Here is a 10,894-nt window from a genome sequence, read left to right as displayed (position 1 = left end):
TATCGTGGTGTAATAATTAGAATTTATGAAAATAGCACTACCCCTCATTTTCCTTTTCTTAAGTATGACACTAGTATCCTGCAAAAAGGATACACTTCCTAACGAGGTACCACAAGTAGACATTAACTCTTTAAATGCATCGCCTGAATTTAGCTGGGCTACGTCCAGAGATATAACTTTTAATATTGGTGTAAGTGATACGCAATATGGAAACAAAGCTCATGTGATCTCCATTTATACTGCGGATCCTAAAACCGGTGGTGCATTGCTTTCAAGAGGTTCTGCAACCATCACCAGTAGCTATAGTACAAAAATCTCGCTGCCCACTACCCTGACTGAGGTCTGGATTGAAAAATATGCTCCTAACGGCACTGAGCTATCGAGAAAAATTCTGGCAAATGGTAATCATGTTGATATATCAATGGGCGATAAAGATATTATAACAACCACATCTTCAGCGCCTAACAGAAATACAATAATGGCTCTGCCTCAGGAAAACAGCCCGTCCTGCGGCACCGGAGATTGTTCGGTGGTGATCACCCAGTCCAGTCAGAACAGCTTTGACATGGTAAGCGGAAATACGTATTGCGTAACCGGGAACAACATTACGGTCAAGGTGCAAAACACAAATGGTGGTACTATGCGTATCTGTGGTACAGGGGTCGTTGTCGAGGGCTTGAAAATGGCAAGTAACGTGACAGTGATTGTTTCATCGGGTGCATCTGTGCGTTTTAACAATCTAAATTGGGAAGGTCCTTCAACCTTTAAAAATTTCGGTACGGTTACTACGGGTAATGTTAAGGTATTAAACAATTTCCTTAATCAGGGTACCATGCGTGTGGAAGGTGATTTCGTTACTGAATCTAATGGTGACGGAACCAATTATGGTACGCTAACCGTTACCGGAAACTTCAATTCGGGTGCAAGATTTACGAACTCGGGGACTTTAAATGCGGAGGGTAATTTTAATTCGAACAATAATCCATATTTTGTCAATACTGGTATCTTAAAAACCAAACAAATCACTCTTGCCGGTACTTTTAACAACTCCGGAAACTGGACTGTTGCCAGCGGCGAGGTCATGTTTAACAATGGTCCTGCGGTTAACAATACCGGAACAATCAGTGCATCTAATTCAAAAATGACAGCCAGCGGAACTTTTACGAATTCAGGTTCTGTAACTGTTCAGAATTATGTTCAAAATAGTGGCACGTTGATAAACAATTGTAAGTTTATCACCTTAAACCTGTTTGACAATAACGCCAACATCATCAATAACAGCTACATACAGGTCAACAGCCAATCCAATCTGAAAGGCTCTACCATTTTGAGAAATGGCGCACTTTTTAAAACAAATGTGATTCTTTCACTGGACGGAACACTTAAAGGGGAAGGAAGTACTTCCTTGTTCAGGGTGGTCAGTACGTCTTATGATAATATAAATAACGGTAATGCACCAAAAATTACGGGATCTATTGAATATGCCGACCCTTCCGGCAAAATACAGGCAAGACATTTTGATGCCACTGCCAAATCTACTACCGGCGAAGGTATGTTCATTCAGGCTACGGATTGTAATGAAGGAAATGGTAAGCCTATAGATCCGGATACAGACAATGACGGAATCCCGAATTCTAAGGATGCATTTCCTGAGGATCCGGACAGGGCTTTCATCAACCAGTCTTATAATTATGCCAATGGAGGCTCAACTGTCGCTTTTGAAGATAACTTTCCGTTGAAAGGTGATTATGACATGAATGATATCGTGATTTCCTATCGCTATCAGATCATCAGTAACGCGGCCAATCAGGTAGTACATGTTGATGCAAATTATACCCTGCATGCCACCGGTGGCAGTTATAAAAATGGCGCCGGTATTCAGTTTGACATCGCACGTTCAAGTGTCAGCAATGTTACTGGCGCAGAGATCGAAGAACAACCTGTTTCGAAAGATCTTGTTTTGATCTTGTTCAGAGACAGCCGCGAGCAGCAGGCACGATGGAACACCATACCGAACGAAAGCACATCTGACCCTGTTAAATATAATGTAAGTTTCGACGTGAAGCCTGGTATTACCGTAGAGGCATTTGGAATTGGGAACTATAATCCTTTCATTTGGAATGCAACCGTTGGTTTTGGACGGGGTTATGAAACTCATTTGAAAAACAGGAAACCTACTGATTTTGCCGATACCAAATTATTCCGGACAGGAGATGATGGTACTGTTGGCGGAGGAAAGGTGGGCAGCGGATATGTAAGCTATATCAGCAAAGATCAAAATCTGCCATGGGCAATCGAATTGCCGGTGAGCAATTTCAAATATCCAATAGAGAAAACAACAGTAACTTCTGCTTACCTAAGTTTTGGCAAGTGGGCACTTAGTTTAGGAAAAACCAATATGGACTGGTATACTGACGGGAACGTAGATAATTCGAAGGTGTTTTCAGTTAAATAGCTTTACCTAGGCGTTGCTAAGCAATCTACGATAAAATTGAAGGGTCTCAGCGGCTACCTGATCAGAGCTAAACACGGATAGATCGACGTCGCTGAGGGTTTCTTTTTCTTCGAGCGCTTCGTGCATGGATTTGTACAAGGCAGAAGAAGAAATCATTTCGTCCTGATATAGTTTGACGTATTTATTCCCTATTTCTTTTTGTATTTCGGGAAACGCACCAATTGCGGGGGCCAGTGTGGGTTTATTAAAACTCATATTTAGAAACACTGATCCTGAATTGAATATATTCGTATATGGGTTTACGACCAGGTCTGCACTGTTAAAATAGGTCTGCAGCTCTGCATCGTCAACAAATACGTCATGGATAATTATATTTCCGTTATTTTTATTTTCCAGAGCCATTTCCTCCTTCATTTCATCATGCACTTTTCCCGCAATGAGCAACAGCTTGTCGGGAAGGTCTAAAGCTTTGAATGCTGTGATCAATCCGGCGACATTTTTGTATCTTCTGATCTGTCCTAAAAACAGAAATACTTTTTTTTCTTCACTGATGCCTAGCTTTGCTCTTGCCTGTGCCCCGGTAAGGTCGTTTTGATAGTATCCTTTATAATGTGGGTGAGGTATGTAACAAAACTTTTGTCGTTTTTTGTTTAATGAGGATTCCTTTATGTATTCAAGGCCACTCCGGTTTAAGCTAATAAAACCGTCCACATGCTGGTATAACATCTTGTATAAACGCTGTTGCAATTCGGGATGCTCACTTTCGTGCGATTGTAAGTTATGAACTGTCCAAACGACTTTTTTACCTGAGATCTTTATGATCTTAAGAAAAAGATAAAACATCCCCAGCCGTCTTTTTGCCTGTAGTGCTGTCGACCATGTCAAAATATTTGACGGCCAGTGGATATGAAAAATCATATATTTTGTTGAAAACGAAAACTTTACGATGTTTTTTAGATTAAAATCGAATTCATATACCTTGTACCCCTTCTTTTCAATTTCAGAATAGATCAAAAAGTTGTAAGGATTACTACTTTTCGTCGAATAGGCCGGCCACGCCAGAATTCCAAATTTACTCATAATCAAATATCAGCTGGACTCTTTTTCTTTAAAAGCAGGGTAAAGATCTCTGCCAGTTCCTTTAATTTTTTCCTGCCATGAGCTGAAACCATCCACAAAAGAAGATACACAATTAATCCCGAGAGAAACCCTAAAAAAACCATAATTATTATATTCAACGACTGCAGTCCTGTCTTCAATAAATACATAGCGGCCCCGCTGGTCAGCGAAAATACGAACGGAAGCGTTATTTGTGTTAGGAATGCTTTCGGACGGATTGGGGACTGATGAAAATTTAAATATAACAAAGGAAAAAACAGACAGTAAAGGACGATTGCCTGAGAAATAGCGACACCGGCTATACCCCATTTAATGCCGATGATAAATCCTAAAACAGTAAAAAACGCATTGAATACGCCCAGATAAAAGTATCTGGTAGTTCTTCCAGTAGTTATCAGCACCAGTCCCTGTGTACTTGTAATTGGCTGTATAAATCCTGTAATGGCTAATAACTGAAAAATATAGGCCGCACTGGTCCATTTATCGCCTAATATAATTCGTATGATCTCTTCTGCAAATATGCCCATGAACATGACTATGGGCATTGAAAAGAAAGCAAGTACGAACAGGTACCTGGTATAAAATGAGGTATATTTTGCCGGGTCTTTCTGCAATGAGCTTAAAACGGGGAGTGCAACTGAAGTGAGGGGGTTTTTGAGTTGATTGATCGGCAGCATTAAAAGCTGGTATGCTTTTGAGTACAAACCCAATGCCACTGAGCCAACATACTTGCCTATCAATACATTATCGGCATTTCTCGAAAAATAATTGATCAGGTCAAAGCCTGCTATCCCGGCACCAAATCTTAAAAACGAACTGACGTTGTCTCTTTTGTAAAAGCTGGGCCGCCAATCGCACACGAGCCATAGCGCTATTGAACTGATCAAAGGACTGGAGACGGAAATCGCAACTATCGACCAATACCCGTATCCGAAAATGGCCATCGTAATCCCAATCACCAGACTGAGCAAGGTAGATCCCAACTGGATCAGCGATAAAGAAAAAAACCTCATTTGACGCTGCATTAGCGCATTGTGCTGAATGGATAAGCCGGTAATAAAAATGCTGAGCGCAAACACAAGTGTAATGCTGGCAAGTCGCGGTTCGTTATAGAAACTAACCATAAATGGTGTGATACCTGCCACAACCAGTCCTACGCAAAAACTGATGAGTACATTTATCCAAAATACCGCGCTAACTTGTTTTTGATTGATTTCAGATCTCTGCATAATCGCCGACGAGAGTCCGAGGTCTTTGAATATGGTCACAAATCCGGTTACTGCTGTGACCATTGCGACCAGGCCAAAATCTGCTGGTAACAACAGCCTTGCCATTACAATCGTAGACAGGGTATTCAACACAAATGAGAAGACTTGTCCGGTAACCGTACTAAAACCGCCTCTGACGGATCTTGACTTAAGATCGTCCTTTAAATGGTCGATGCTAAACCAACTATCGTATTTATTTGCTTCTTTTAGGTCTGGACTCATCTATTGCGGCTTTGCAAAAGGCATTTTTAACAGCTTTTCAATAATATTATTAATCTTTTTCAAGTATCTTCTTACTTCTCCAATCGGTTTTGTCCCCTTCCATTTAGTGAGATTCAGGTAATGAAAAAAAAGCGACTGGTATTGTGTATTTTTGTCATATGATCTGTAAATCGGTTTTCGGTGGTTAAAGTGTATAATAAATGGTTTTTCGATATCCAGACTGGAAAAACAATTCCACAATGGGTCCAGTTCCTTCCACTTTTTATATAAAACAATATTCAGCCCATATTGATCAGGAAAGTTTGCAAACTCTTTATTGTTTTTAACACAACGCAGAACTTGTTCTGTAATGTTATTTTCTCTCCAGCTGGAAATGTCCATTAATAACATACCAGTATTGAAATATTTGGCTTCCGGGGAAAGCCCGAGAGCCTCGTAATTGCCTATCCCCCCCCATTTGTTGCCTATGGTACCTATCGGGTCTACCACCGCTCCCACTATGTTGCCGCCAAGATCAGTTTTCCACAGTTCACTAACATCGGCCAGAGCAAGCATATCCACGTCAAGATACAGTACTTTGTCAACATTCTCCGGAAGGAAAGAGGGTATGAATAAACGCATATAAATATTCAAAGGATAAGAACTTCTATCTAAAGGAAGTGTCGTATTTTCCGGAATGACTTTCTCCATATTGATCCATTCTATAGTAATCATTTTCTGATCAATTGAAGTTTCAAATTTAGCTTTGTTTTTTGCTTTTACCTTGTCTTCTACAATATAAATTACAATTTTTTCATCAGATTTATGATTGATCTCTATAGATTTGATCAGCGCGGCAAGCAGCACCAGATAATGATTATCACAAACGACAACTATGGTTATGGTATTGTTAGACTTCATTGTTGCTTACTTCTCTAATTGCATTAATAAATATGTTTGATACATTTTCCCAGCTGTAATTTTTCGAAAACCTGATCCTTTCCAGTTGATAAAGCTCAGTGTCATTTGCCAGGGCCTGATCAATAGCTGAAGCGAATTCTTCAGCGGTTACCGCCAGGTAGCAATGGCCTGAAAAAACCTCTGTCATTGTATTTGTTACGGTTGCCACTACAGGTTTTCCCATGGCCAGGTATTCAATTATTTTCAATGGGAAATTGCCAATCGTAATTTCATTGATTAGTTGTGGATTTATGCATACGTCAAAATAGCTGATATACCCGGGAATGATCTGTGTGTGCTTCTTTTCGATAAAAAAAATATTTGAAATCTGATGGAGTTCGCTGGCTTTAAATCCCTCATCTTCCGGTCCGATAAATACGAAACTATAGTTGCTGAGTTTTTTTGCAATCCGGGCAATCATGTTAATGTCCAGACGCTGTGAATTGAGCGCTCCAACATATCCGATTATCGGCCTTTGGATAGTTTTCAATTCCTCAGGCATTTCCCATTCTTTATCCGGATCGAAGATGCTTAAATCACATCCATTACCGATATAAAAACTATTTTGGTTATATCTTCTGGCATTTTTAGTAAAATCTAATGAATTGCATACGATCAGGTCACTCTTTTTCATAAGTTTTGGCTCAAGACTGGAACCATGTTTTCTCCAATATTCAAAGCCCAGCGTATAATCCCTGTCAAGATAGATATACAATTTTGGTCTCAGAATTTCTTTTAAATAGTAACTTCTGAAAATATCCTTGTCGTTTACAATGATATAATCTTCAAATCCAATCTCCTTCGCAGCCGCTTTGATTTCCTTAGCAAACCTATTGTTGTTGAACCTGTTCAACAAAGAAAAGACAGGGGTAAATGGTATCCAGTTAATAGATTCGATAATGTGTTTTGGCGTTAATATCCAAAGCTTATCTGCGGACTTCACCAGTCCGGCTTTTCCTTTTTTTATATCAGTGATCTGTTGGTTTACATATTTATCATCTGATTTTAGCCACCAGGCCTTACGGTCTATAGGCGGATTGACATATAGCACGTTGTGACTTTTGGCAAGTTCTTTTGCCAGGCTTGTAGATGTAGACTCCCTGTCTGTATTGATACGCTGAAGGCTTACAAAGATGAAATTCATGTCGGTACGCTGTTATGCTTTACTTTACTACTTTAATTTCTTGGTGTCATGTGGTTTTTCAGGACTTAACAAGGTAAAAAACCTTTTAAGTTCTTTAGTTATTCTTTTGGTAAGTACTTTAGAAAAGCTGCCGTCACGTTCCAGGGTTCTTGGGCCTGTCCATACGGTTGCTCTTTTTGACCTTACCTGGGCAATCTTCCCATATTTCATCAGATCAAAAGATAACCTGCCGTCCTCACCTCTAACCTTTTCCATGATAAAGCCTATTTTTAAGGCATATGCTTTAACAAAACCCATACTAATCCCGTAGGTATTCAGATAAGGTCTTTTAAGCTGTCTGTATTCAGCAATTATATTTTTGAGCTGTTCAAGAATATAGAGTTTATATCTTGGGAATCCTGGTTCGGGAATAAATGAATACCTGCCGTAAACACAAACGATCCCGGGTTTTGTTAATACTTTCATCATTTCATCGACCCATGTGCCGGGATAGATACAATCGGCATCTGCCAGTAAAACATAGGTTCCTTTTGCATGTTCTAATCCCATTTGCCGTGCAGGCCCCCAACCCTGGATTCCCTGAAATACGTTTTTCACATTTAATTTGTCGAGTGTTAGCTGCGTATTGTCATTGGAGTTGTTGTTGGTAACTATGATCTCTAATGGGTGACTGGATTTTGTCTTGCTTAAGGAAGCAAGGCATTTCAAAACATTAACCTCTTCATTATAGGCTGATATTAAAATACTTACAACAGGTTCATTGCTAACAATATGCTCCAGATCTCTCCTGATCGTATTAAAGGTTTGTTCCGGAATTTCATCAAAACTTTGGTATCCAAAATTAAACTGGCTTATCCATTCCGGAACTTTAAATATATTCATAGGGATAATTAATTTAATAACGATCTGGCTCTACGGCTTCGACGGATTGTCAGATGGGGCTGTTTCCTGATCAAGCTTGTAAGTTAAGGTAAGTAATGCGGTAAAAAGATAAAAATAAATATTTGAAGGAAATTGAACTAATGCTTCCTGGGGATAATTCCCCAACATATAAGCAAATACGATTAGAATCATTGCCAGGCTATACCGCTTTAACTCCGGATCTTTAATTTTATAATAATTATTAATTCCCGTTTTAAGTATAGTAAACATCAAAGCACAAAAGATAAAGAGTCCAACCCATCCCAGTTCAATTGCAACCCTTACATAACCACTATCAGGTGGGAACTTGGCCAAAAAGGAATTTGGCGAGAATCTTGCTCCCCATACACCGGTAGCGCCAAGCCCACCGCCAAAGGGATGAGACTGAATAAATGGCTGTATTCTTTTTTGATTGGCACTTCTTAAGTTGTATGAAGCGTCATCGGAAGGCTTAAAAGCAGACTGAAACCTCCTGATCGTGGAATTAGACGACGGGATGTTGATAACTATTAAAAGAAAAAAACCGGCAGCGATAGTGAAAAAGAAAATGCGTTTGTTAAAATTGATAATGGTAAGCAGGCCGATGGCTCCCGGGATAAGCACATAGGCACCCCTTGTTCCCGAAAACAGCATCGCCGAAAGATAGATGACTGCCATTCCCGCTAGCACCATTTTTTTCCAGTTTTTAATGGTACTGAACAACATACTGATACAAAATATACCACAAGTAACCATATTATAGGAGAATGCGACCGGGTCGGAAAAAATAGAAAACTTTCTCCATCTGCCGGCTATAAATAAAAGCTTCCTTAGTCGTTCACTTCTCAATTCAGCTTCTTCAAATCCAAAAAAACCAATATACTCTTGTTTAAATGCATAAATCGCAGCGATAAGACCAAGTATGAGCCATATCTTTATGATAAGCCGGATAAACTTGATATCACGAATGTGGTATGTAAAAATGAAATACATTAACATCACCACGGCAATTGATCTAATGGTATAAAGCCATGCCATCTTAGACTCTGCCGTTGGATTTGCAACCTGGAAAATATTGTAAAAAATCCAGATCAGCATCATTATACCAATGGGATCTTTAAAAATCTTCCAGTCGGGCCTGCTTTTCTGCTTAATGAAAAACCCTAGTATCAGTAAGGCCTGCACTGCATCCATTAAGGTTCCCAATGGAAATTCCACAAGATTCATTCTTATGATATACATGATAAAATAAGAACTGACCAGCAGCGTAATGATTCCAAATTTAGGATAAGCTACAATACCGTAAACTGCGGGTAATCCTAAAACGACGATTAAAATTACAATTACCCCAATAACACCAAAATAGACGGTGGTCAAAGTAATTATTCCAGCTAAAACCGTAAAAAAAGCAAACCCCTCTTTGTTCTGTAACTTCTCCGTCAGGAAAATTCTTTCGAGGTACGATGACATCGATTTCTTTGCTGTGCTGTCGAAATTTGTCTGACCAAGACCACGCATTACAATACTAAAAGTTTAATAAAAAAATAGAAGAGTGCTATAAAAACGATAAAGATCGCTATTCTTCTGCTCCATTCACCAATAGGGTCATCAACCTTATTTTTATTAACTTTTATCTTTTGGGGTTCAATTCTCATCATTATTTTCTTTTAAGGTCCCTATTGATTGAGAATGATAGTGGTTTGTTGCAACAGAATGTTTATTAGCAGACTTGCTTTTTAATAAAGAAATGACCTGATGATAAACAAAATAAGGAATGTTGATCAGTGATCTGTATATTTTATCATTAGCCTTTCCATAAAAAAGTGAAATGAAAAACCCTGTAACAAATAATAAAAGGCCAACGAGCCATACTATGGCCATTAAAGGATCTATCCAGCTGTTGACAAGCAGAAAGCAGACAGAAGCAATAAGAAACAAAAACAATGGTGGTCTCAGTAGTATAAGACCAAAAAGAAATTGATTCCTGTCTAAACCGGTTATGCCATTGTAAGCCATTGAGAAACCATACTTAAAGTATTTAAACCAGGTATTTATCCATCTGGCCCTTTGCTTAATCAACTGATCGGATTTCGAGGTCTTTTCATCGTAAACAATTGCATTGGCACTAAATGCGATTCGGATACCGCGGCTAACTATATAGTTCTGTAATACTTTATCGAATCCGGCACCGATGACTTTGTTATTTTTAAGAAACGTTGTATAGAATTCCACTTCAAAAGCCATTCCAGAGCCTGACAATGTTGCTGAAGAACCCAGTTGATACAGGATCTGCCCATCATAAAAGTGATAGTACATATCCCTGGCTGCATCCAGACACGCAATAGTGGTATTAAGATTCTTTGCAGCTCTTACGCCCTGTATAGCTAATTCGTTTGAAAATAAATTGAGTTCGTTAAAATATTGAGGATGAACCAAATTATCACTATCTATAATTGTAAGTCTGTCGTGCTTCCGAATAAACTTACTTACCGCGTAGTTATGGGAAGCTGTGTTGCTGCCCAGTATTTCCGGAGGTGTCAAAATTAAGATCCTGCTGTCATTAAAAACAAGGTTTGAGGTATCGCATTTATCTGCAACTATATAGACAATATAGTTTTCATAGTCAGCTTTCAAAATGGATTCAACAGCTGCAGCCAAGGTATTGGTGTACTCATAAGCTGTTACGATAACCGCATAGTCTATTTGATTTGGTGCGGGATTAGGCAGCGTATGCTTCCTTCTGAAAACGAGCCACAAAGCCCATAACAACACCGGGAATATGAGTTGAAATAAGACTACGATTTGAACAAGATACCACAGAAACCAAATCAATGTATCCATTTATGC

Annotated in this window: 8 protein-coding genes; 1 reads left to right on the top strand and 7 read right to left on the bottom strand. The window is 39.1% G+C overall.

Annotated features, from left to right (window positions below; all coding sequences use genetic code 11):
* Window positions 1–25 precede the first annotated feature (25 nt).
* Window positions 26–2,455: an LruC domain-containing protein gene (locus QEP08_RS05360; protein WP_285056451.1), complete on the top strand. Its 2,430-nt coding sequence runs from the start codon at window positions 26–28 to the stop codon at window positions 2,453–2,455.
* A gap of 6 nt (window positions 2,456–2,461) precedes the next feature.
* Here the strand turns inward: QEP08_RS05360 and QEP08_RS05355 are convergent, their stop codons facing one another.
* The 7 genes from QEP08_RS05355 to QEP08_RS05325 form a co-directional block, all read right to left on the bottom strand.
* A complete protein-coding gene (locus tag QEP08_RS05355; RefSeq protein ID WP_285056450.1) occupies window positions 2,462–3,535 on the bottom strand; it encodes a glycosyltransferase family 4 protein in 1,074 nt (357 codons plus the stop codon).
* Between the two features lie 2 nt (window positions 3,536–3,537).
* The gene (locus QEP08_RS05350; RefSeq protein ID WP_285056449.1) at window positions 3,538–5,064 is read right to left on the bottom strand and encodes a lipopolysaccharide biosynthesis protein; all 1,527 of its coding nucleotides are present in this window, start codon (window positions 5,062–5,064) and stop codon (window positions 3,538–3,540) included.
* A complete protein-coding gene (locus tag QEP08_RS05345) occupies window positions 5,065–5,964 on the bottom strand; it encodes a glycosyltransferase family 8 protein (RefSeq protein WP_285056448.1) in 900 nt (299 codons plus the stop codon).
* Entirely contained in the window at window positions 5,954–7,147 is a 1,194-nt protein-coding gene (locus tag QEP08_RS05340; RefSeq protein WP_285056447.1) for a glycosyltransferase, read from the bottom strand. The genes QEP08_RS05345 and QEP08_RS05340 overlap by 11 nt, the downstream gene beginning before the upstream one ends.
* 27 nt (window positions 7,148–7,174) lie before the next feature.
* Window positions 7,175–8,029 carry a glycosyltransferase family 2 protein gene (locus QEP08_RS05335; RefSeq protein WP_285056446.1) on the bottom strand — a complete coding sequence of 285 codons (855 nt, stop codon included), beginning with the start codon at window positions 8,027–8,029 and terminating at the stop codon, window positions 7,175–7,177.
* 30 nt (window positions 8,030–8,059) lie between these two features.
* A complete protein-coding gene (locus QEP08_RS05330; protein ID WP_285056445.1) occupies window positions 8,060–9,565 on the bottom strand; it encodes an O-antigen ligase family protein in 1,506 nt (501 codons plus the stop codon).
* A 126-nt stretch (window positions 9,566–9,691) separates the two neighbouring features.
* Window positions 9,692–10,888 (bottom strand): glycosyltransferase, encoded by a 1,197-nt coding sequence (locus QEP08_RS05325; protein WP_285056444.1) that lies wholly within the window; start codon window positions 10,886–10,888, stop codon window positions 9,692–9,694.
* Window positions 10,889–10,894: the final 6 nt, after the last annotated feature.

Source organism: Pedobacter ginsengisoli (assembly GCF_030244015.1).
Classification (GTDB): Bacteria; Bacteroidota; Bacteroidia; order Sphingobacteriales; family Sphingobacteriaceae; genus Pedobacter; species Pedobacter ginsengisoli.
This window is presented reverse-complemented; position numbering and strand designations above follow the sequence as displayed.

Excerpts from the sequence above, each read along its gene's own strand:
- QEP08_RS05355 (WP_285056450.1), bottom strand. The coding sequence starts at position 3,535 with ATGAGTAAATTTGGAATTCTGGCGTGGCCGGCCTATTCGACGAAAAGT.
- QEP08_RS05335 (WP_285056446.1), bottom strand. The coding sequence starts at position 8,029 with ATGAATATATTTAAAGTTCCGGAATGGATAAGCCAGTTTAATTTTGGA.
- QEP08_RS05325 (WP_285056444.1), bottom strand. The coding sequence starts at position 10,888 with ATGGATACATTGATTTGGTTTCTGTGGTATCTTGTTCAAATCGTAGTC.
- QEP08_RS05360 (WP_285056451.1), top strand. The coding sequence starts at position 26 with ATGAAAATAGCACTACCCCTCATTTTCCTTTTCTTAAGTATGACACTA.
- QEP08_RS05340 (WP_285056447.1), bottom strand. The coding sequence starts at position 7,147 with ATGAATTTCATCTTTGTAAGCCTTCAGCGTATCAATACAGACAGGGAG.
- QEP08_RS05330 (WP_285056445.1), bottom strand. The coding sequence starts at position 9,565 with ATGCGTGGTCTTGGTCAGACAAATTTCGACAGCACAGCAAAGAAATCG.
- QEP08_RS05350 (WP_285056449.1), bottom strand. The coding sequence starts at position 5,064 with ATGAGTCCAGACCTAAAAGAAGCAAATAAATACGATAGTTGGTTTAGC.
- QEP08_RS05345 (WP_285056448.1), bottom strand. The coding sequence starts at position 5,964 with ATGAAGTCTAACAATACCATAACCATAGTTGTCGTTTGTGATAATCAT.